This window comes from Alteromonas sp. ABH4_457 (assembly GCF_056160625.1).
This window is the reverse complement of record NZ_JBSWXN010000006.1, coordinates 316,790-338,051: the sequence shown is the minus strand read 5'-3', so window position 1 is coordinate 338,051 and position 21,262 is coordinate 316,790. Positions and strand designations below refer to the sequence as shown.

18 protein-coding genes are annotated in these 21,262 nt (G+C 48.7%); 11 read left to right on the top strand and 7 right to left on the bottom strand.

Annotation, left to right across the window (positions count from 1 at the left end; all coding sequences use genetic code 11):
• Positions 1–3: 3 nt before the first annotated feature.
• The 3 genes from ACXAGR_RS16835 to ACXAGR_RS16825 are packed head-to-tail and all read right to left on the bottom strand — an operon-like array spanning position 4 to position 2,358.
• Positions 4–945: a 5-oxoprolinase subunit C family protein gene (locus tag ACXAGR_RS16835; RefSeq protein WP_474851433.1), complete on the bottom strand. Its 942-nt coding sequence runs from the start codon at positions 943–945 to the stop codon at positions 4–6.
• The gene (gene pxpB, locus ACXAGR_RS16830; protein ID WP_474851431.1) at positions 942–1,631 is read right to left on the bottom strand and encodes a 5-oxoprolinase subunit PxpB; all 690 of its coding nucleotides are present in this window, start codon (positions 1,629–1,631) and stop codon (positions 942–944) included. The genes ACXAGR_RS16835 and pxpB overlap by 4 nt, the downstream gene beginning before the upstream one ends.
• Positions 1,618–2,358: a 5-oxoprolinase subunit PxpA gene (locus tag ACXAGR_RS16825; RefSeq protein ID WP_474851429.1), complete on the bottom strand. Its 741-nt coding sequence runs from the start codon at positions 2,356–2,358 to the stop codon at positions 1,618–1,620. The genes pxpB and ACXAGR_RS16825 overlap by 14 nt, the downstream gene beginning before the upstream one ends.
• 66 nt (positions 2,359–2,424) lie before the next feature.
• On the opposite strand from ACXAGR_RS16825, the gene ACXAGR_RS16820 reads away from it, so the two are divergent.
• From ACXAGR_RS16820 to ACXAGR_RS16795, 6 genes are all read left to right on the top strand, one after another.
• Positions 2,425–3,270, top strand: a complete 846-nt coding sequence (locus ACXAGR_RS16820; RefSeq protein WP_474851427.1) for a CvfB family protein — start codon at positions 2,425–2,427, stop codon at positions 3,268–3,270.
• A gap of 10 nt (positions 3,271–3,280) precedes the next feature.
• Positions 3,281–3,673, top strand: coding sequence for an OsmC family protein (locus tag ACXAGR_RS16815; protein WP_474844296.1), 393 nt, complete (start codon positions 3,281–3,283; stop codon positions 3,671–3,673).
• On the top strand, positions 3,670–4,545 hold the full coding sequence (locus ACXAGR_RS16810) for an EamA family transporter (protein ID WP_474851425.1): 876 nt from the start codon (positions 3,670–3,672) through the stop codon (positions 4,543–4,545). The genes ACXAGR_RS16815 and ACXAGR_RS16810 overlap by 4 nt, the downstream gene beginning before the upstream one ends.
• Before the next feature lie 258 nt (positions 4,546–4,803).
• The gene (locus ACXAGR_RS16805; RefSeq protein ID WP_474844298.1) at positions 4,804–5,871 is read left to right on the top strand and encodes an efflux RND transporter periplasmic adaptor subunit; all 1,068 of its coding nucleotides are present in this window, start codon (positions 4,804–4,806) and stop codon (positions 5,869–5,871) included.
• A 23-nt stretch (positions 5,872–5,894) separates the two neighbouring features.
• The gene (locus tag ACXAGR_RS16800) at positions 5,895–9,191 is read left to right on the top strand and encodes an efflux RND transporter permease subunit (protein WP_474851423.1); all 3,297 of its coding nucleotides are present in this window, start codon (positions 5,895–5,897) and stop codon (positions 9,189–9,191) included.
• Positions 9,184–12,258 carry an efflux RND transporter permease subunit gene (locus tag ACXAGR_RS16795; protein ID WP_474851421.1) on the top strand — a complete coding sequence of 1,025 codons (3,075 nt, stop codon included), beginning with the start codon at positions 9,184–9,186 and terminating at the stop codon, positions 12,256–12,258. Before ACXAGR_RS16800 ends, ACXAGR_RS16795 begins: the two co-directional genes overlap by 8 nt.
• Positions 12,259–12,331: 73 nt before the next feature.
• On the opposite strand, the gene ACXAGR_RS16790 is transcribed toward ACXAGR_RS16795, so the two are convergent.
• The gene (locus ACXAGR_RS16790; RefSeq protein WP_349586916.1) at positions 12,332–12,652 is read right to left on the bottom strand and encodes a hypothetical protein; all 321 of its coding nucleotides are present in this window, start codon (positions 12,650–12,652) and stop codon (positions 12,332–12,334) included.
• 667 nt (positions 12,653–13,319) lie between these two features.
• On the opposite strand from ACXAGR_RS16790, the gene ACXAGR_RS16785 reads away from it, so the two are divergent.
• From ACXAGR_RS16785 to ACXAGR_RS16765, 5 genes are all read left to right on the top strand, one after another.
• On the top strand, positions 13,320–14,552 hold the full coding sequence (locus tag ACXAGR_RS16785; RefSeq protein WP_474844301.1) for a pyridoxal phosphate-dependent aminotransferase: 1,233 nt from the start codon (positions 13,320–13,322) through the stop codon (positions 14,550–14,552).
• Complete coding sequence (yfbR, locus tag ACXAGR_RS16780; RefSeq protein WP_119501503.1) at positions 14,552–15,157, top strand: 5'-deoxynucleotidase; 606 nt, start codon at positions 14,552–14,554, stop codon at positions 15,155–15,157. Before ACXAGR_RS16785 ends, yfbR begins: the two co-directional genes overlap by 1 nt.
• An 85-nt stretch (positions 15,158–15,242) precedes the next feature.
• Entirely contained in the window at positions 15,243–16,577 is a 1,335-nt protein-coding gene (locus ACXAGR_RS16775) for an anti-phage deoxyguanosine triphosphatase (protein ID WP_474851419.1), read from the top strand.
• A gap of 107 nt (positions 16,578–16,684) precedes the next feature.
• Complete coding sequence (gene msrP / locus ACXAGR_RS16770) at positions 16,685–17,692, top strand: protein-methionine-sulfoxide reductase catalytic subunit MsrP (RefSeq protein ID WP_474844303.1); 1,008 nt, start codon at positions 16,685–16,687, stop codon at positions 17,690–17,692.
• 6 nt (positions 17,693–17,698) lie between these two features.
• Complete coding sequence (locus ACXAGR_RS16765) at positions 17,699–18,304, top strand: protein-methionine-sulfoxide reductase heme-binding subunit MsrQ (RefSeq protein WP_474851417.1); 606 nt, start codon at positions 17,699–17,701, stop codon at positions 18,302–18,304.
• Between the two features lie 102 nt (positions 18,305–18,406).
• Here the strand turns inward: ACXAGR_RS16765 and ACXAGR_RS16760 are convergent, their stop codons facing one another.
• Genes ACXAGR_RS16760 through ACXAGR_RS16750 form a run of 3 tightly spaced genes read right to left on the bottom strand, consistent with a single transcriptional unit; the run spans position 18,407 to position 20,942 of the window.
• Positions 18,407–18,931 carry a RidA family protein gene (locus ACXAGR_RS16760; protein WP_474851415.1) on the bottom strand — a complete coding sequence of 175 codons (525 nt, stop codon included), beginning with the start codon at positions 18,929–18,931 and terminating at the stop codon, positions 18,407–18,409.
• Positions 18,932–18,946: 15 nt separating this feature from the next.
• Positions 18,947–19,342, bottom strand: a complete 396-nt coding sequence (locus tag ACXAGR_RS16755) for a c-type cytochrome (protein WP_474844307.1) — start codon at positions 19,340–19,342, stop codon at positions 18,947–18,949.
• A 16-nt stretch (positions 19,343–19,358) separates the two neighbouring features.
• A complete protein-coding gene (locus tag ACXAGR_RS16750; protein WP_474851413.1) occupies positions 19,359–20,942 on the bottom strand; it encodes a flavin monoamine oxidase family protein in 1,584 nt (527 codons plus the stop codon).
• Between the last annotated feature and the right edge of the window lie 320 nt (positions 20,943–21,262).

The following is a 21,262-nucleotide window of genomic DNA, read 5'->3' as shown; positions in this document are numbered from 1 at the left end:
ATATCAATTGTTCCTGAAAAAATTGTCAATACGGGCTTGCCTTAACAGCCATGTTCCGCGGGCATTTTCCGGATCCACCGGATTAAACGTTAACGTTGTGCCGGGAACAGACTGCGCTACCCTCGGAAGATCATATGGCGCTATTACGCCGATTTTGGGATAGCCGCCCAGAGTTTGTCTGTCAGCCAGCATTATAATCGGCTGACCGTCTGCAGGCACCTGCACAGAACCGCAATTAATTCCTTCTGAGCGCATAGCTTCAAACCCCGACGATATGGCAGGACCACTCAGGCGATAACCCATGCGGTCACTTTGCGGTGTCACACTGTAGGCTGAGGAATAAAAAGTTGCCCGGACTCTGCTGCTGAACATGTCATGCTGATAAGCCGGAATAATATCAACCGGTGCATCACTGGCATAGGGAGCAAGCATGGAAGCAGGCAATTTGCGGCTTATGTTTTCCTGTGCTGCAGGGACAACATGAATTGTGTCACCGGCATGAAGAGGCCTTCCGTCACCGGCAAGTCCGCCCAGCTTTTCCCGCATCACGGTGCACACAGAACCGGCTATTTCAGGTATCTGCCAGGCGCCCTGAACGGCTAAATAGCAACGTTGACCTGCAAGCTGCTGCGAAACCTGAAGCTCATCTCCGGCGCTGAGGTTAACTGTGGCCAGTTCAGAAGCAGGTTCACCGTTCACGGCAAGTGAAACAGCAGGGCCGCAAACAGCCATAGTGGCTGAATGCTCAAATCTGATGTGTACATCACCGGCAATTTCAATGCAAGGATTGCCTTCAGGGTTGCCAGAAAGCCAGTTTGCAAAGTTAAAAGCTTCGACGTCTAAAGGACCTGAGCCGCTAAAACCCTGCTCCTGCATCCCTGTTCTGCCGGCATCAACGATTAAACTGATGAATCCGGGATTGATAATAGTAAAGGATATTGTCATGCCTTCACCTGCTCCAGGTATTCCCGCTCATCAATTTCATAGAACTCTACTTCGTCGCCGGCCTGCAACAGGGCCGGCTGCGCACTGGCAGGATCAAATAAAGTTAACGGACTGAGTCCCAGTAACTGCCAGCCGCCGGGCGATACTTGCGGATACACTGCAGCCTGACGGTCGGCCAGTGCAACCGCACCGGCGGGCACTTTTGTCCTCGGTGTTTTGCGGCGCGGTACCGACAGACGTTCCGGACTTTCCCCCAGATAAGCGAAACCGGGCGCAAACCCCACTGCAAACACGCGGTACACGGTTGCTGTATGCAATGCAATTATCTCACTGACCGCCAGGCCGGTGTGAGAAGCGACTTCATCGAGATCGTTCGCTTCCGGGGCACCATACCAGACAGGGATCCGGTGTCGTCGAAGGCTTTTTCCGGCTGACATCTGCGGTTGCAGTTGACGCAATAAACGATATACACCATGGCTGTCAGTTATCTTTGCATCGAACAAAATTAGCAGGGAGTCATAGGACGGGATGGCTTCTTTTAACCAGATTGGCGGATTCGCCTTCAACGCAAGATGATAAGCGGAAACCGCAGCGTTCATTTGCGTGACATCTTTACCACCGAAGTACAATATGAGACCGTCCATGCCGGCAAAGGCAATGTGACGGACATTGTCAAAGGGTTGCATGATTCAGCATTTCTCTGAATGATTTTGCCATCGCCACTGCGCCGGGTGAATCGCCGTGCACACAAAGGGTGTCTACCTGCAACGACAGCGTTTTACCGCCACTGGTTATAATCGTACCGTGTTCCAGTAATCCCTGTACCTGCGCGGTGGCCTGATCATGATTCAGCACCGCACCGGCGTGTTGCCTCGACATTAAATAGCCGTCGTCGGTGTACCGGCGATCAGCAAAGGCTTCAAATTGAAGCCGGAGCCCGTAAACCTCAGCTTCTGCAATAAGTTTGTCGCTGTCAGGATGGGCCTGAATCATCAGACTTAATGCTCCCTGCCCCGCTTCTGCCACGGCTTTCATGACGGTCTGGCGCAGCCCCCTGTCCTGCATTAAATCGTTATACAGCGCACCGTGAGGTTTAACGTAGGACACCTCTACCTGCTGAATTCGGGCAACACCGCTCAGTGCTGCAATCTGGTATTGCAGGCAGGCTGTCAGCTCATCATCCGCCATTTTCATTGAGCGCCGGCCGAAGCCCTGCAGATCCGGATAAGAAGGATGAGCCCCCGTGGCCACACCCGCTGCTTTAGCCAGTGCGACAGCTTTACGCATTACCAGCGGATCACCGGCGTGAAAGCCACAGGCAATGTTCGCCTGATCGATATACTGCATAATGTCGCCGTCGACAGGCATATGCCAGGCACCGAAACTTTCACCAAGATCGCAATTCAACTTCATAATGGTTTAGCTCATTCTCACAATTGGTTATCATGTTACCTGTATTTACTTTCACAGTCAGTCCTGATGATACACATTGGCAAAATCAATACCCTTCAAGTCGGTGAATCACTGCCTTTTGGCTTTCACCTCTCCAGTGGCGATGATAACGATCCGCTGGTACTGCTAACCCATGAAAACATGGCCGCGCTGCCGGAAAAAGTGAAAACCGGTGATACGCTGGATATTTTTGTCGGCATCGATGAAACCGGAAATCTTGAAGCCTGGCCGCAAACTCCGGTAGCGCAGGCTGGTGATACCGTGGTGCTTAAAGCAACCGGCGCAACAAATTTCGGTGCATTTTTTGACTGGGGCGGTCAACGGGATCTGCTTGTCCCTGCGGGCATGCAGGACGGACCGGTCAATGAAGGCATGCGCTATGTTGTCCATATTTATCACGATGAAAGTACCGGTCGCATCCTGGGTGCCACCCGGCTTCACCGTTTCATTAAGGAGTCGTCAGATTCATTGAAAGCCGGCGACGGGGTTGAATGCCTGGTGTATTCAAAAACGGAACTGGGTTTTAAAGTCGTCATAAATGGTGAGGCACTGGGACTGATTTTTCACAGTGATGCATTTAAGCCATTAAAAACCGGTCAGCGACTGGATGCTGTCATTAAGACCATCCGCGAGGACGGCAAAATTGATGTAGCCCTTCAACGTACCGACAAAACCGGCCGGAAAACACTGGAAGAAGCTATTCTGGAAGATCTGGAAGCGCATGGCGGTGTTTCTATCTTAACCGATAAAAGCAAACCGGAAGATATTTACGCCCACTTTAATGTCAGTAAAGCGGCATATAAAAAAGCATTGGGTGCGTTATATAAACAACGCAAAATTACCATCACGAAAGATGCAGTAAAACTGAATTAACAGGAATAACATGAAAGCAAAAGTTGTATGGGATAACGATCTCACTTTTACCGGTACCACAGATTCCGGCTACAAAACCGTGATGGACGGCAACGGACAGGCCATCTCTCCCATGGAATCCGTGCTGATTGCAGCCGGGAGTTGCTCCAGTATCGATGTGGTGGATATTTTGAAAAAAGGCCGGTTCGACATTTCCCATTGTGAATGTGAACTGGTAGCAGAGCGCGCAGAAAACCCGCCCAGAGTTTTCACTAAAATTGTTGCCTGTTATAAAGTAAAAGGCGAAGGTTTATCTGAAAAAGCCGTTGCCAGAGCCGTACAACTGTCAGCAGAAAAATACTGTTCAGTGATGTTAATGCTGGCAGGTAATGTAGAGATCGAAACCCGCTTCGAAATTCTGTGACCTGGGTATTCTTTACCGTCGGCGCGGTAATACTGCAAACATTCAGAAACGCCTTTCAAAGTAAACTTAGCCAGCACGTCAACACCTCAGGTGTGACGCTGGCCCGTTTTCTTTTTGCTCCGCCAATCGCTCTCGCCTATCTGATTACGCTTTATCAGTTTTATCCTGTGGGCATACCGGCATTTGACGGCACTTTTATCGCCTATATTCTGGTGTCCGCAGTCATGCAAATTGTGGCCACATCCCTTATGGTGGTGTTGTTTAAGCAAAAAAATTTTGCTGTGGGCGCCGGACTGGCAAAAAGCGAAGCGCTGGTTGCCGCGGTATTAGGCACCCTGTTCTTCGGCAGTCAGTTGACCTCTTTAGGCTGGCTGGGGATCACAATCGGGGCGGTTGCGGTATTTGTTCTCAGTGGTGCAACCCGTAAGGGCCAACTCAGCCTGAAAACCATACTGACCGGTCTCGCCTGCGGAGGCAGCTTTGCACTGACCTCGCTGTTTATCCGCGAGGCGGCCAATCAGCTTTCTGTTCCCTTCCCGGTGAATACTGCCTGGGGACTGCTGTGGGTTCTGTGCATTCAGACACTGATCCTCTGTGTTTATATTTCTATAAAAGAGCCCTACGTGTTCCGGCAACTTCGCCGTCAGCCGGCACTGACACTGGCTGCCAGTACCACCAGCTGTTTTGGTTCAGTTTGCTGGTTCAGTGCTATGACTATTCAGTATGTGGCCTATGTAAAAACACTGGGACAGATAGAAGTGCTGACCACCATGGTCATTTCGGCGGTGATGCTGAAAACACCGGTCAAAGGTCACGAAGTGACTGGCCTGGTGCTTATTGCTATAGCTGCAATATGTGTGATGTTGAGCTGACGACCGGCTTCATTCTTCCCTTTTTGAAGCCCTGATGTCAGTCCGCTCAGAAGCCTCTCAATTATTTTGCTTAACAGTGGTTTTAACACCAGTAATTAGTGGTTTTGACTAATACTTGTGTATCTCGCCAACTCCCCTCCTCTCACCAAAAACACTAACCTGTTGAATATAATAACAATTATACGAAAGTTGTAGAGTGGCATGGTCAATGCTGTTACGGGGTATAACTTATAACAGTACTCACTACGGGCTTTGACCATGGAAACCAGAACACCTTTATTACTCGCAGCAACCTTTTCACTTGGCTTACTCAGCACGACCCTTGCCGGTTGCGGCAATGCCGGCGCCACGGATGAAGAAAAGGAAGAGGCCGTTATCATTACTATTCCTGTTGAGGCGATAACCATTCAGCGGGGTGAAATTTCGTCAAATTATGCAACCACCGCTATTTTAGAAGCGCAGGAAGAAGCGTTCGTTGTCGCCAGAGCATCCGGCATCATCGAACATATCCTGGTTGAAGAAGGTGACTATGTTGAAAAAGGTCAGATCCTGGCGCAACTTGATAAACGACGTTATGAACTGAACCTGCAAAAAGCAAGAGCTGACTTAGCCGGTATTGAGCAGGAACTGGCGAAAATGAATAAGGTATATTCCCGCAAACTGATCAGTGACGATGCGTTTGAGAAGCTGACCGCTCAGTTTGAGTCTGTACAGGCGAATGTTGAACTGGCCGAACTGGATCTGAAAGAAACGACCATCACCGCCCCTATCAGTGGCTATATTGCAGAGCGTAATGCCAAAGTTGGTAACCTGACTGAATCCTTCCAGCGCGAACGTATGTTTCATATTGTCCAGCAGAAATCCCTGCAAGGTATTGTCTATCTGCCCGAGAGTGAACTTTCTCAAATCCGCAATAATCAGCAGGCTACACTGACTATCCCCGCACTGAACCACCGCAAAGTTACTGCCCGCGTAGCACGTATAAGCCCTGTCATTGATGCCACAACCGGCACATTTAAAGTGACTCTGAACGTACCCAATGACGAAGAAAGACTGAAAGCCGGTATGTTCAGTGAAGTTGCCCTGAATTATGACACTCACAGTGATACGCCGCTTCTGCCTCGCTCTGCACTGGTGAGTATTGATAACGAGAGCAATGTATTTGTTGTCCGTGACGGAAAAGCATTAAAAGTGCCTGTGACGCTGGGCTTTGAAGATGCCGGCATGGTGGAAATTATCAGCGGCCTCACCGGCAACGAAACCGTTGTCACCGTTGGCCACCAGAATCTTAAAGATCAAACCCCTGTAGACGTTGTTAACAGCTGATTTTACGCGCAAAGGAACTGACAATGAGTATTGTAAAATTAGCGGTTAAACGTCCGGTCGCCATCGCCATGTTTACTGCTGCCATTCTGCTTTTTGGTATGGTGTCACTGAGCAGACTGTCGGTGAATCTGTTACCTGAACTGTCCTACCCGACACTTACAATCCGCACTGACTACGAAGGTGCTGCGCCTGCGGAACTCGAACAACTGGTGAGTAAGCCGGTAGAGGAAGCGGTAGGTGTGGTAAAAGGCGTCAAAAGCGTTAAATCAATTTCCAGAGCTGGTCAGTCTGATGTGGTACTGCAGTTTGCCTGGGGTACTGACATGGACTTTGCCAGCCTGGAAGTACGGGAAAAGCTGGATATTCTGCAACTGCCACTGGATGTGGACAAACCCCGGCTTTTAAAGTTTAACCCCTCTATGGATCCGGTGATGAAACTGGGCCTGTCGCTGACACCGGATGCCCTTTCAAGTGATCCCCGCCTGGCAGCGGAACAAATGAAGACACTGCGCTTATTTGCAGAAGAGCAGATAAAGCGCAAACTGGAGTCTGTTGAAGGTGTTGCCTCTGTACGGCTGGGCGGCGGACTTGAAAACGAAATTCAGGTACTGGTTGATCCCCGGAAAGCCAGTCAGCTGGGTGTCAGTATGAGCACCATTATCACCCGCTTACAGGAAGAGAATGTCAATGCCGCAGGAGGCCGGCTGGATGACGGCACGCAGGCATTTCTGGTGCGCACACTCAACGAATTTGAATCCCTGAAAGATATCGAAAATGTGTATATCAGCCGGTTTGAAGGCAAAAATGTTCAGTTAAAAGACGTGGCCAGCGTCAGTAATCTGTACAAAGAAAGAGATGCTGTCACCCGTTTTAACGGCACGGAAGGCACAGAGATAGCCATCTATAAAGAAGGTGATGCGAACTCTGTGGATGTGGCTACACGGGTTCTGACCGAAATTGATGCGTTGTCCGGAGCGCTGCCCGCACAATATCATCTTGAAACCATTTACAACCAGAGCACCTTTATTAAGCAGGCCATCGACGATGTTAAAACGTCAGCGATGATCGGCGGCTTGCTGGCAATGCTGGTGATTTACCTGTTTCTGCGGGATTTCAGCACTACGCTAATCATCTCGGTTTCCATTCCAGTTTCCGTCATAGCCACCTTTAATCTGATGTATGGTAATGACATCAGCCTGAATATCATGAGTTTAGGTGGTATTGCGCTGGCAGTAGGTCTGCTTGTGGATAACAGCATTGTGGTGCTGGAGAATATCGACAGACACCGCAAACTCACGAACGGTAACAAAGCCCTGGCGGCAGAGCGCGGTACAGAAGAAGTTACCGGTGCGATTATTGCCTCCACACTCACCACGATGGCGGTGTTTGTGCCTCTGATATTTGTTGAAGGTATCGCCGGGCAGTTGTTCCGTGATCAGGCGATGACCGTGTCATTTGCCCTCGCGGCTTCTCTGGTCGTGGCTCTGACACTGATCCCTGCTCTTGCAGCACGCAGCCGCCGCACAGAACCTGCTCACACGGAGACTTTCAGCCAGCCCGTCGTGCCCTCATCTGCACATCCTGTACTGCGCGGCCTTAAAGCAATCCTCACATTTCCGTTCCGGTTGCTGTTTATTTACTTACCTCAGGCATTATTCACTGTTATTTTTGCTCTGTGTAAGGCTTTATCAGTATGCTTTGGCGTGCTGTTCCGTCCGCTCACCGCACTGGTAGCAGCAGGCTTCAGTTTGCTGGAAAAAGGCTATGATAAAGCAATACGCGGTGCCCTCTCACAACGGGCCATGGTCCTTGTTATTGCCCTTGCCATTACTGCCAGTTCTGTACTGTTATTGCCACGCCTTGGAATGGAACTTATTCCGAAACTCACTCAGGGAGAGTTTTACGTCGAAGTCACCCTGCCGGCGGGTACCCGGGTTCAGCATACCGACGCCTTACTGGCCAGGCTGGCTGAGGTCACCAATGCCCGGGCCGGCGTGGAACGAAGCTATTCACTGGCCGGAACCGGCAGTTTACTCAGCGCAGCCCCGGGACAGGGTGGTGATCACTGGGGTCAGTTAAATGTTGTGATGAAGCCCGGTGCAGGCACTGATGACATGGAAGAAGTAAAAACAGCCATGCGGCAATTTCTGTCATCGCAGGCCGGCGTACAAAGTCAGTTTGGCGAACCTGAGTTATTCAGTTTTGCAGCCCCGTTGCAGATCCAATTGCAGGGCTACGATTTAAAACAGTTACAACAATACAGCCGTGCGATTATGGCAAAGCTTGAGCAAAACCGGCGCTTTACTGACATCACCACAACACTGCAGGCCGGTAATCCCGAGCTTAAAATAGCCTTTAATAATGCCGCACTTGCCAGACTGGACCTTGACGCAAAGCAGGTTTCGGATGTTGTTGCAGCACAAGTTGGCGGTAAGGTGGCAACTCAATACTCTATGGATGACAGAAAGGTCGACATTCTGGTACGTAATCAGTTGCAACAACGGGATAATGTTAACGACGTCAAACAAATTATCGTCAATCCGGACAGTGATTTCCCTGTACCGCTATCCGCTGTTGCTGATGTGTTTATGAGTACGGGACCGTCTGAGATTACCCGTGAAGACCAGCAACGTGTGGTGCTTATTAACGCTAACCTTGCTTACGGCGATCTGGCTGAAGCCGTGGAAGAAGCGCAGGCAGCACTGGCATCAATCCGTTTCCCCCTGTCATTAAAAGCGGTAGTGGCCGGGCAGAGCGAGGATATGCAGGAAAGCTTTGCGTCACTGCAGTTTGCTTTAGCCCTTGCTGTTTTTATGGTCTATCTGGTGATGGCGTCTCAGTTTGAATCACTGTTACATCCCCTGCTTATTTTGTTTGCCGTGCCACTTGCCGGTGCAGGCTCTGTGTTCGGGCTCTGGCTCACTGACACACATATCTCTGTAGTGGTATTTATCGGTCTTATCATGTTGTGCGGGATTGTTGTGAATAATGCCATTGTGCTTATCGACCGCATTAATCAGCTCAGGGCTGCCGGCATGGAAAAAAATGCAGCGATTATCGATGCAGGGAAAAGCCGTCTACGCCCGATTGTGATGACAACCCTTACCACTATTCTCGGCCTGTTACCCATGGCAATTGGTTTCGGCGATGGTGCAGAAGTGCGTACGCCCATGGCGGTCACTGTGATATCAGGATTAATCTTTGCCACTCTGCTGACACTGGTACTTATCCCGGTACTGTACAGCTTATTTGATACGAAAGAATTTGCGGCCCGTCCGGCACTTTCAGAGGAAGAAAACGGAGAACGCACTTATGGATAATCACGCTTCTGCCGGTGCTGCCCGTCTGGCACGGTTTGCTTTGACCCACCCGGTTACCGTTTGCATGTGCTTTTTGTCCATGTTGCTGTTCGGCGTTATGGCATCCCGGTTATTACCCCTGGAGAAATTTCCCGGAATCGATATTCCTGAGATAGTGGTTGAAGTGCCATACCGTGACGCCACCCCATCTGAAGTTGAGCGCATGATAACCCGTCCGGTAGAAGAAGTACTCGCTACCATGTCAGGAATCAAACGCCTGCAGGCCACATCCATGGAAGACCGGGCGCAAATTTTCATCGAGTTTGACTGGGATGAAAATATCAAAGCCAAGAGCATTGAAGCCAGAGAGAAAATCGACGCTATCCGCCACGAATTACCGGATGATGTTGAACGGGTACTGGTTTACAAATTCAATACCAACGACATGCCAGTATTTCAGTTAAGGGTATCCAGTGCACGGGATTTAAGTAACGCTTATGACTTACTGGAAAGAAACCTTAAGCGCCCGCTGGAACGGGTACCGGGCGTCTCGAAAGTGGAACTTTACGGCGTGTTGAAAAAGCAGATTGTCATCCGCTTAGATCCGCAACAACTCAGTGCACTTAAAATCGATACAGCCAAACTGAGTCAGCGGCTGAGACAAGCTAATTTTTCAGCGTCGGCGGGAGCACTTGGTACTGAAAATAAAATTATTATCAATCCGGCCGGAGAATTCACTGATATTACCGACTTTGAAAATCTGATTGTGAGACCGGGGATCCGGCTAAAAGACATTGCTACCGTGAGTTGGGAAAGTCCGGAACGCAATGAAGGTCGTCATCTGGACCGTACTTACGCGGTTGGCTTCAATGTATTTCGTGAATCAGGCAGTAATCTGGTTGAAGTAGCAGACAAAGTCATGGCGGTAATTAAAAAAGCAGAGTCAGACCCTGAGTTTAACGGAATCAACCTGTTTGTGATGGATGATACCGCGAAAAGTGTCAGTTCGTCGCTGGGCGATCTGATCATGGCAGGTTTACTTGGGGCGCTGTTGTCTGTGGCTGTGCTTTATGTATTTTTACGTCAATTATCCACCACTTTCATTGTTGTCCTCTCGGTGCCCTTCTCTATCTGTATTACCCTTGGCGTCATGTACCTGATGGGCTATTCCCTGAATATCCTGTCCCTGATGGGCCTGATGCTGGCGGTGGGCATGCTGGTGGATAACGCGGTGGTTGTCACAGAAAGTATTTTTCAGGCCCGTCAGAATGACAGCAACGCGGTGCGTGCCACACAGACTGGCATCAATAAAGTAAGCCTTGCGGTTATAGCCGGCACGGCCACAACAGCCATCGTGTTTCTGCCTAACATTGTGGGCGTCAAAATTGATATCACGGTATTTCTGGAGCACGTGGCCATTGCCATCTGCATTTCACTGTTTGCCTCTTTGTTGCTGTCGCAGACGTTGATCCCTTTGCTGGTCTCAAAAGTGAAAGTACCGGTGGAAAAGAAGTTAATCCAACCCGGCTATATTACCCGCTATGGACGATTACTTAACTGGTCACTGGCACATCAGAAAACAACCGGTTTTCTGGCGTTACTGATATTACTCAGCGCAGCCATACCACTGAGTCAGATCAGCGGAGATGATGAAGGGAATAATGATAATGAGCGTATCTGGCTTGAATACCACATTACGCAAAATTACAGCCTTGAAGAGGTGGAATCTACCGTTAATAAAATGGAAGCATTTCTGTATGAAAATCAGCAGGCTTTTCATATTAAACAGGTTTATACCTATTTCGAAGCCGGTCATGCGGTATCAGGGATCACATTGAATGATGAACTACCTGTTCCGGTGTCAGACATTAAAGAGGCTATCCGCGAAAAAATGCCACAATTTGCCAGAGCCCGTCCGTCGTTCCAGTGGGACAGCGGCAACGGTGGCGGTGTCCGTCTGACATTACTGGGAGAGTCGTCTACCCGCCTTCGGGAACTCGCTGATGCACTGGTGCCGGTTCTGGCCAGCATCGACGGACTGGAGGACGTAAAAGCCGATGTGGGCAGTGAAAAACAGGAATTTCAGATCACTATTGATCGTGAAAAGGCCTGGCGGGCCGGAGTCAAGCCTGACGACATTGCCGGCCTGGTAGGCACTGCGCTGCGGGGCATAAATCTGCGCACGTTCCGCTACGGTGATTCCGGCGAAACCGGTGTGAGACTGCTGTATGGCGAAACGGAACAGGCATCACTGCAAACCCTCAAAAGTCTGGTTGTGAGTCATGTTGATAACCGCCCTGTTACCTTAGATATGATTGCCGGTATTACGGTAAAACCTCAGTTGTCCGAAATTCGCCGGTTCTACCGCCAGACCGCACTGTCTGTGGGAGCTAACCTTGCTGAAGATGTGACCGTGGAGCAGGCAAGAGAACGGATAGAAAATGCCATGGCATATGTTGCTTTACCAGAAGGCTACCAGTGGACTCTGGATGGCAGTTTCCGCCGGCAGGATGAGGCTTTCGCGGTCATGCAGATGAATATGTTGCTGGCTGTCTGCATGATTTATATCGTCATGGCTGCCCTGTTTGAATCACTGTTGTTACCTGCCGCAGTGATCACATCACTCTTATTCTCGTTCACCGGCGTATTCTGGGCGTTTTTTGTGACCGGTACGTCGATGTCGGTAATGGGGATGATAGGCATGCTGATCCTGATGGGTATAGTGGTCAACAATGGCATTGTACTGGTCGACAGGATCAATCAGCTGGTAAATGAAAATGTCCCGTTGTACCGTGCAGTAACAGAAGGGTGTATGTCACGCATCAGGCCGGTGCTTATGACCGTGGCAACAACCGTACTGGGATTGGTGCCTCTGGCTGCAGGCAGCACAAAAATAGGCGGAGACGGGCCGGCATATTCACCTATGGCCATTGCGATAATCGGAGGACTGCTATTCTCAACACTAACCAGCCTGGTACTGGTACCTATGGCTTACGTGGCTTTACTGAGATTGCGGTTTAACGTGGTAAAAATGATGACGAAAAGCAGGGAATCAGTGAATCGTCGTTTTCAGGCGGGAAGAGAATAACGGTAGCCATTGATCAGGGTGGGAGCATCCATAATTGCTATGGCGTCCACCCTGCTCTTTAGCCAACCCACGCTTAGCTGCGTGAAGTCAGGAATTCATGTACGTCTGATGCTTCACGTTGTACAGAGAAGTCAACCAGAGTAGAACCGTTGCAAGTCAAACCGTCTTCAGCAGTCAGCATACGCAGAACTTCACGCTCAGTAGCAGCGATACGACCAACGTTACGGCTCAGGTTAACACGCAGTGCACGTACATCGTCAGTAGCAACAGCTTTACAGAAACCGGCGAATTGAGTGTCACCGATAAAACGGTATTCTTTATCAGCAGCAAAAGCAGGTGCAGAAACAGCAGCAACGCTCAGTACAGCAGCAAGAGTTTTAGTGATAGCTTTCATAATTCATTTCCTCAAAGTTTGGCGAACTTATATTTTGTCTTCAGGACCCTGTGCCCTGTCGACGTATATATTTATCCTACAAAATCCGCGTAAATGCTGTTGTATTATTGTTTCAGGTGGGTAACAGTTTGGTAAAAGGCAATGAATCAGCTTTGTTACATTTGCAAATCATTGTATTTATTTGATTATTCCTGAAAGCATATTTCGAAATAGAATAACAAATAACAATATAATGAGATATAAGTCTAAAAATTGAGCTTGAAACAGCGAGATTTAAAGCACTTTTTCTGAAAGTTTAACAAAATTTCACATGTAAAAGACGATTTGCCGGACCAAAAAAGCCTAAATTCTGTAATTAAATTACATTTCAACCCCTACTTTTGACTACATACGCCAGGAGAAGTGCTCATTATTTGCGCATAAAAATGTATAAAGCCGGCACTAAAAATACAGTAGCAACATGTGCTTTTAAAAAAATACTCATCATAAGATGAGCCAAAAGAATGCAACGGATCACGAAGAAACCATTCATTTAATAGTGAATACCGGAATAACTTCTTCCCTTATCACCATAAAATGATGATAAAGATAACAAAATCCTCTTAACAGACACCCAGCCGATGCGATACTCTGTCAGCCCTTTTACGCTGATAGATTAGAAGACCTGATGAAACCTGTAGAACGCTCTCACAAACTGGATAATGTATGTTACGACATCCGGGGTCCTATTGCGGCGCAAGCACGCAAGATGGAAGATGAGGGACATCGAATTCTGAAACTGAATATCGGGAATCCGGCGCCTTTCGGCTTTGAAGCGCCTGACGATATTCTGAAAGATGTTATTTATAATCTGCCCACTTCCCAGGGGTATTCAGAATCTGCAGGTATCTATGCGGCCCGTGTTGCCGTGATGCAGTACTACCAGCAAATGAACATTCCGGACATCCGCATTAATGACATCTTTATTGGCAATGGCGTCAGTGAAATGATCATGATGGCAATGCAGGCATTACTTAATACCGGCGACGAAGTGTTGATTCCAAGTCCTGATTATCCATTGTGGACAGCCGCAGTAAGCCTGTCTTCAGGAACACCTGTGCATTATCGTTGTGACGAAGAGGCAGACTGGTTTCCGGATATTGACGATATTAAAAGTAAAATCACCAGCCGAACACGGGCAATCGTCTTAATTAATCCGAACAATCCTACCGGTGCGGTCTACGACAAAACCTTATTGCAACAGGTGGTTGATGTAGCCAAAGAACACGGCCTCGTTATTTTCTCTGATGAGATCTATGACAAAATTCTCTACGACGGTCACAAGCATACCTGCATTGCTTCCCTGACTGATGAAGTGTTCTGTGTGACGCTGGGCGGTTTGTCTAAAAATTACCGTGTGGCAGGTTTCCGTGCCGGCTGGCTGGTAGTCAGCGGTAACAAGCGTATTGCTAAAGACTATATAGAAGGGATCAACATGCTTGCATCCATGCGGATGTGTGCCAATGTGCCTTGCCAGAGCGCGATTCAGACAGCGCTGGGTGGGTATCAGAGCATTAACGATCTGGTTTACGATGGTGGTCGCCTCAAAATCCAGCGGGATGTGGCTGCAGATATGCTGAACAGTATTCCCGGCATCCACTGTGTTAAACCTAAAGGGGCAATGTATTGCTTCGCCCGGGTCGACGCGAAAAAATTCAATATCAGCAATGACGAGCAGATGATTTTTGATTTGCTGAATGAAGAGAAAATTCTTCTTGTCCACGGCCGGGCATTTAACCTTCAGGAAGGCTGTTATTTCAGACTGGTATTTTTACCCCATGCTGACATCCTTAAACCTGCACTTACCCGCATCGGTTCGTTCTTCAAACATTACCGTCAGCACGGACCGGAAGTCATATAATGTCAAAGCAAAGCACGTTTTTAGCCTGGATCCTGCGTATGCCCCTGATCAAACGCTGGTCTCTGATGCATACCGTCAAAGGGGAAAACATTGCTGAACATTCCCATCAGGTTGCTGTTATCGCTCACCTGCTTGCAGTCATCCGTAAAGAACACTTTGGCGGTACGCTCAGCCCTGAACGTGCCGCGACTATTGCGCTTTACCATGAGGTCTCTGAAACGAAACTGTCAGATATTAATCATGTCACCAAATATCATAATCCCCGCATCACAAGGGAATTTAAGAAATTAGAAGACGCTTCTGAAAAAGAATGTGTCGCTTCTTTGCCTCTGGCATTACAGAAGCATTTCTCAGATTTGGTGGTACAGGCCAGTGTGGATCCTGAATATAAAACGCTGGTGAAAGCCGCCGATCTTATCTCGGCCTGGTTAAAAGCCTGCGATGAAATTGCTTTCGGTAACCGCGAGTTTATTCCCGTCCGTGACCGCCTCGACGGCATGCTTGCCCATTTTAAAGAAAAGCTGCCGGAAGTCCGTTATCTGTTCGACACCTTCACAGACAATTGTCTGGTAAGCGTTGATGAACTGTCACAACAGGATATCTGACTCCCTCAGCCCTTTGTAATTCAAGGGTTTGATGCTATGTTGAACACTGAATCAACACGCATAAATGTGAGAGAGTAACTGCAGTATGCCGGATTTTTCGTCAAAGTGGTGTGAAAGACGTTTGCCACGCAGTCAATCCCGGGACGGTGATCACAGAAACCCGTGGCAACGGGACAAAGCCAGAGTGCTGCATTCCGCCGCTTTCAGGCGGTTGCAGTCGAAAACACAGGTGCTGGGGGCCGGACTCAGCGACTTTTACCGCACCCGTCTTACGCACTCACTGGAAGCAGCTCAAATCGGCACCGGCATTACCGCTCAGTTACAGGGCAAGTTTCCCGGCGAAACCCGCGAGTTGCATCTCGACAGCAGCCTGATTGAAACCCTCTGTCTGGCTCATGACATCGGTCACCCTCCCTTCGGGCATGGTGGTGAAATTGCACTGAATTATATGATGCATGATCACGGCGGCTTTGAAGGAAACGGACAGACCTTCCGCATTATATGCCAGCTGGAACCCTATACTGAAGAGCACGGCATGAACCTTTGCCGCCGCAGTATTCTGGGACTGGTAAAATACCCCAATTTTATCGACACCCTTACAAACCCTGCCTGTCTCGGTACCCGGCCGGGTTCATTGAGGCAGCTTCAGGCCTCGCACTGGCACCCTCCCAAAGGGCTTTACCGTTGTGATGAAGCATTGTTTGACTGGCTGCTCGACCCTCTGGGCGATGACGAAAAAGACCGGTTCATGGCGTATGAGCACAATGAAGACAGACACGGGAAAACCCGTTACAAATCTTTTGATTGTTCCATTATGGAACTGGCGGATGATATCGCATACGGGATCCATGATCTTGAAGATGCCATCGTGATGAAAATGGTCTCGGTCAGCGCCTTTACTGAAGCCGTAACCAAACCTCTTGCAGAAATGGATGTCCCGTGGCTGTCAGCAGAGATCACATCTCTCACAGAACGCCTGTTCAGTGAGCGCCATCACGAACGGAAAAATGCCATCGGAGCACTGGTAAATAGCTTTATTACCGCGATTGTCATTGAAGAAAATCCTGTATTCAGCCATCCCCTGCTCCGTTACCAGGCCGTTATGCCTGAGCGGCATTTCAACGCCCTGGCTTTATTTAAGGATTTTGTATTTCAGAAGGTCATCAGGAAAACCGAAGTTCAGTTACTGGAGTACAAAGGTCAGCAAACAGTGATGGAACTGTTTGAAGCATTCAGTTCAGAACCGGAACGGCTGTTACCGGATAATACACGCAGCCGCTGGCTGAAAGCGCAGGAACAGGATAACGGTCACAGAGTCATTTCTGATTACATATCAGGCATGACAGATGAATTTGCCGCAAGGCTGTATGCCAGTTTGTTTTTACCCAAACAAACTGCACAATTCGACGGCTTCAGTTGAAATCCCGTAATTGCAGCAGCCTATAACCTGTAAATGAACAATATTTAATTGAAATAAAATCACTGTGACACCGGTCTTACAGATGTGTTTTTATAAAAAGGGTAGTTATGGCTCACCGCTTCAAACCATCTCAGACATTCAAAGATTGTGACGTTACTGATGAATCTGTTTACCGCGACCGCCGCAATGTGATCAAATCATTAGGCTTTGCCGGGCTGGGTGCGCTCATGTCGCAACCTGCATCAGCCTTTGGCTGGTTCACTGATGATGAAGAGAAAAAAGACACGTTCCGGACACGGCCTCTCGATTTTTCCGTGAATGATAACTTTAAACCTGATGAAGCACTCACACCGGAAGCAAAAGTAACGTCCTACAATAATTTTTACGAATTCGGCACAGACAAAAGCGATCCTGTAAATAACGCACAGCAATTCAGCACCGAACCCTGGACGTTGAAAGTAGACGGTCTGGTCGAAAAGCCTCTTACTCTCAATTACGATGATTTATTTACCCGGCTTGCGCTTGAAGAGAGAATTTACCGTTTACGCTGTGTCGAAGCCTGGTCGATGGTAATTCCCTGGACGGGATTTCAGCTAAGTCACTTGCTTGCAGAGGCGAAACCATTATCGTCGGCTAAATATGTGGCGTTCAAAACACTTTATGATCCTGAGCAGATGCCCGGCCAGCGAAGCCGCTTCACCGGAGGCGGCATTGATTACCCGTATGTAGAAGGCTTGCGTATTGACGAGGCGACGCACCCGCTAACTATGCTGGCAACCGGTGTCTATGGTAAAAGCCTGCCTCCACAAAACGGCGCGCCGGTAAGACTCGTCGTGCCCTGGAAGTACGGCTTCAAAAGTATCAAATCCATCGTCAGTATCACGTTAACAGACAAAGAGCCGCCAACAACCTGGAAACGTCTGGCCCACCGGGAATACGGCTTTTATGCGAATGTAAACCCGGCGGTTGATCATCCCAGGTGGAGTCAGGCTTCTGAAAGACGGATCACCAGTGGTGGTTTGTTTAATCAGAACCGCATCCCTACCCGCCCGTTTAACGGATACGAAGAAGTTGCATCACTGTATGCAGGTATGGATTTATCTAAGTTTTATTAGGTTTCAATGAAGAAAACGTTGTTTTCACGCCCTGTCAGGCTGACATCATTTCAGGTCAACAGTATTAAGTTTGTGATCCATGGCCTGGCATCGGGTTACCTGGCGTTGTTATTTTATGCCGGCATCAATGATCAGCTGGGTGCCGATCCGGTAAAAGCGCTACTCCATGCCAGCGGGATTATGGCGGTGAACCTGTTACTTTTTACCCTCGCGTTGTCACAGATGGCAAGGCGTCTGCCCTGCGCTGATATCATTAAACTCAGAAGAATGGCAGGGGTTTATGTGTTTGTATACGCACTGGCGCATTTTCTTACCTGGCTGGCGTTTGAACTGCAGTTTGCCTGGCAGATGGCCGGCGCAGAGATCGTCGAAAGGCCATATATACTGGTGGGTTTCGCCGCCTTATTGGTCCTGCTTGCACTGACGGTCACGTCTCCGTTGTTCATCAGGAAAAAAATGAGACAGCGCTGGCAACCCCTTCACAACACCGTATGGGCGGCATTGTTTCTGGCCATTTTGCATTACACCTGGTCACTCAAAACAGGCTGGCAGGAACCGGTATTTTACTGGCTTGTTGCCGGTATATTGTTTAGTTTACGCTATGTCAGGTAGACAGATACTGGCGGGATGAAAGAAAAGCTGAGAGTAACATACCCTGTATTTAGTAAAATACCGGCGAAAGCATAGTATCGCCGGCACAATACTCTTTGAGAATTACTCAGGACGAACCGCAGTCACTTCAATCTCTACCAGATAGTTAGGGTTCGCCAGACCGGCAACCTGTAAAGCTGACCGTGAAGGCAAGTTAGGCTGTTCATCTGTTCCGAAAAACTGAGTATAGCCTCGCATAAAGCCGGCAAAGTCCATTTTCCCGTCCATTTCAGGATCCCCGACCAGAAATGCCTGCATCTTGATGACATCGCCCATAGTGAGCCCCAGACTTTTCAAGTTTTCGTCGATACGTTTCATGACGCTCACGGTTTGCATTTCTGTATCACCGTAGGCCTCCCGGCTGCCTTCCGGTGCGTCAGGGTTGCTTACGCCGGGTACAGACCCGCTTAAAAATACAATGGTACTGGTTGCCGGCACTTCAGAGGCGCGCAGTATGGGGAAATCTGAACCAATTAAACCGTGACGTATAACAGTTTCTTTCGGGGTGGAGGTTGCTTCTGCTTCACTGCAACCTGTATTTGCAAGTACAGCACTCAGTAGAAACGGGGCAACTAATAACTTTTTCATTTACGTTTTTCCTTTTTATCTTCGGGCAATGGTTTTAACGTCTTCTGCACTCACGGTGTCAGTAAAATGGTTACCAAAGTGGGTACGTGTATAATTCACCACTTCGGCGATTTGTTCATCGGATAAATATTGTTTTAATGCGGGCATACCACCCATACCGTTGCTGACCATAAATGTGACATAGGGAGCAGCACTCAGTTTGGGATTGTTTGCCAGTGCAGGATATGCGCCTGCACCTTTGGCGCCCTGTGCATCAGGCATATGACATCCCTGACAAATAGCGTGATAAAGCTCATCTCCGGACACTTCTTCAAAATTCTTACCCTGAGAAAAACCGGCATCATCAGTAGCAAGTGCACAGCTGCTCAGAAGCAGTAAACCGGTACCGGCAACGTTAATTAATGATTTCATTGTTCTGTCCTCTCTTTCATGCAGCCGTTGTCAGTGCTTTGGCATGTAACCGTTCGATAGCGTCCCGCGCCGAAGCTATAGCCCCTTCCTGCCATGCAGGCAGATTTGAAGCATGCTCACCGGCCAGTACCAGACGACCATCTACCTGACACAGGTTTTCATAGTGTTCTTCCCGCTTTTCTTCAGTCCACACGCCATAGCATCCTTGTGTCCAGGGCACTCTGTGCCAGCCAACGGCAATGCCGTTGTCGAACTCCTGTTCGTATTGCGGATGGATCTGTTTGCCGTATTGAACGGCTTTTTTGACTCTCTCCTCCGGTGGCAACGAGGTAAATTCGAAAGCGTTCGGCCCCCATACATAGCCGCCCAGCAACACCCCTTTGCCTTTGTCACAAAACTTTGTACTGGGATAACTGATATTAGTAATGGGCAGATTGGTGTATGAAACACCGCCATAAATTGCATCGTCCTGCTCCCAGAAGCGGCGCTTAAATTCCAGGCCCACTTTCACTGACGCTGCGTAAGGCACCGAGCGGATAGCGGTTTTCATTGCATTGCTTGCTGTGACAGGGATCTGAGAAAGAATCGAGAGAGGAATTGTGCACACACACCAGTCAGCCTGTGCCTCTTTGGCAGTGCCCTGCTGGTCGTATTTCACTGTTACAACGGAGTCGCTCTGATCAACAGATGTGACTCTGGCGTTGTATTCGATAAGATCACCAACCCGTTTCTCAAAGGCTTTCGCAATACTGTCCATACCACCAACAGGCTGAAAAATACTGCTCTGGAATTCGATGTCCTGGCCATTCACTATGTATTTCCACAGTTCAGACTGCAGTAAAGCACTTTGGTCAAACAATTCGGAGGGTTCAGGTTTGGGTGACAGTCCGCCGCCCGGTGGTACTTTAAAGCCACGGCGTAAACTTGTCTCATAGGACTTTTTATAGGCAGAAGATTTATCAAGTGCTCCCCAGTGACGAAGAGACTCAAAAAGCTTCTCTCTGTCTTCACCGCTCAATTCAGCATCAAGTGCATTCTGGTTAATGACTTTACTCAATAACTCAGCAGCATATCCCTGGTAATCAGCCTGCACTTCGCGGTAACGCTGGGGTTTACCGTTAAACGCTTTAGTTGAATGCACGTAAGCGTTGTAGTTAACCTGAATAAAAGGCTCAATAGCTACGTTAAACTCATTGATGTAAGACATCACATGATGGTGATGGTAGGGCACACGCCAGGGACCCGGATTGATGTAATTCCCCTCAGCGAACTGACATTGCTGGCTCGCACCACCCAGTTCTGTATAAGTATCGCCACCACGGAGCGTCCAGCAACGACCACCGGCTCTGCCATTAAACTCAAGGATTTTCACCTTGTAGCCGGCTTTGCGTAGCTCATAAGCCGCTGTCATACCCGCAACACCGGCACCCAACACCAGTACAGATGCCCCTTTCTTCGTACCGCTTAATTTCAATGTACCGGGCTTTGTAGATTCGGCCGCAAAACCCAGTGAGCTCATGGCCTGATACATCGCGCCGGCGCCCGCTGTTTTACCAATCCACCCTAATAATGCACGGCGGCTCATACTATGACGGCTCAACGACTGCCCTCCTTGTACTTAATGAAATATCGACAGATACGCATATATTGCACTGTAAGTACCAGATTGAGCTGAGCAGGGTTAAACGGTCAAAAAATACGATAATCCGCTGAACCGGCCACAATATGTTATTTATATGTGAACCTTAGTTCGTTTATTGCTCAAACTCAGGACACCTGTTGCCCTATTAAGATGCATTCGATGCACCAATGTTAAAAGTGTTAACGACTTCAGCCCACGCCACTGCTGGCTTGCTGTCCAAATCTGTTGTGTTGCGCTGCTTTTTTATGCAAAAAATACTTGCACAAGTCTTCATCCTG

Coding starts and splice junctions, on each gene's coding strand:
- ACXAGR_RS16835 (WP_474851433.1), bottom strand. CDS start 945: ATGACAATATCCTTTACTATTATCAATCCCGGATTCATCAGTTTAATC.
- pxpB (WP_474851431.1), bottom strand. CDS start 1,631: ATGCAACCCTTTGACAATGTCCGTCACATTGCCTTTGCCGGCATGGAC.
- ACXAGR_RS16825 (WP_474851429.1), bottom strand. CDS start 2,358: ATGAAGTTGAATTGCGATCTTGGTGAAAGTTTCGGTGCCTGGCATATG.
- ACXAGR_RS16820 (WP_474851427.1), top strand. CDS start 2,425: ATGATACACATTGGCAAAATCAATACCCTTCAAGTCGGTGAATCACTG.
- ACXAGR_RS16815 (WP_474844296.1), top strand. CDS start 3,281: ATGAAAGCAAAAGTTGTATGGGATAACGATCTCACTTTTACCGGTACC.
- ACXAGR_RS16805 (WP_474844298.1), top strand. CDS start 4,804: ATGGAAACCAGAACACCTTTATTACTCGCAGCAACCTTTTCACTTGGC.
- ACXAGR_RS16800 (WP_474851423.1), top strand. CDS start 5,895: ATGAGTATTGTAAAATTAGCGGTTAAACGTCCGGTCGCCATCGCCATG.
- ACXAGR_RS16795 (WP_474851421.1), top strand. CDS start 9,184: ATGGATAATCACGCTTCTGCCGGTGCTGCCCGTCTGGCACGGTTTGCT.
- ACXAGR_RS16790 (WP_349586916.1), bottom strand. CDS start 12,652: ATGAAAGCTATCACTAAAACTCTTGCTGCTGTACTGAGCGTTGCTGCT.
- ACXAGR_RS16785 (WP_474844301.1), top strand. CDS start 13,320: ATGAAACCTGTAGAACGCTCTCACAAACTGGATAATGTATGTTACGAC.
- yfbR (WP_119501503.1), top strand. CDS start 14,552: ATGTCAAAGCAAAGCACGTTTTTAGCCTGGATCCTGCGTATGCCCCTG.
- ACXAGR_RS16775 (WP_474851419.1), top strand. CDS start 15,243: ATGCCGGATTTTTCGTCAAAGTGGTGTGAAAGACGTTTGCCACGCAGT.
- msrP (WP_474844303.1), top strand. CDS start 16,685: ATGGCTCACCGCTTCAAACCATCTCAGACATTCAAAGATTGTGACGTT.
- ACXAGR_RS16765 (WP_474851417.1), top strand. CDS start 17,699: ATGAAGAAAACGTTGTTTTCACGCCCTGTCAGGCTGACATCATTTCAG.
- ACXAGR_RS16760 (WP_474851415.1), bottom strand. CDS start 18,931: ATGAAAAAGTTATTAGTTGCCCCGTTTCTACTGAGTGCTGTACTTGCA.
- ACXAGR_RS16755 (WP_474844307.1), bottom strand. CDS start 19,342: ATGAAATCATTAATTAACGTTGCCGGTACCGGTTTACTGCTTCTGAGC.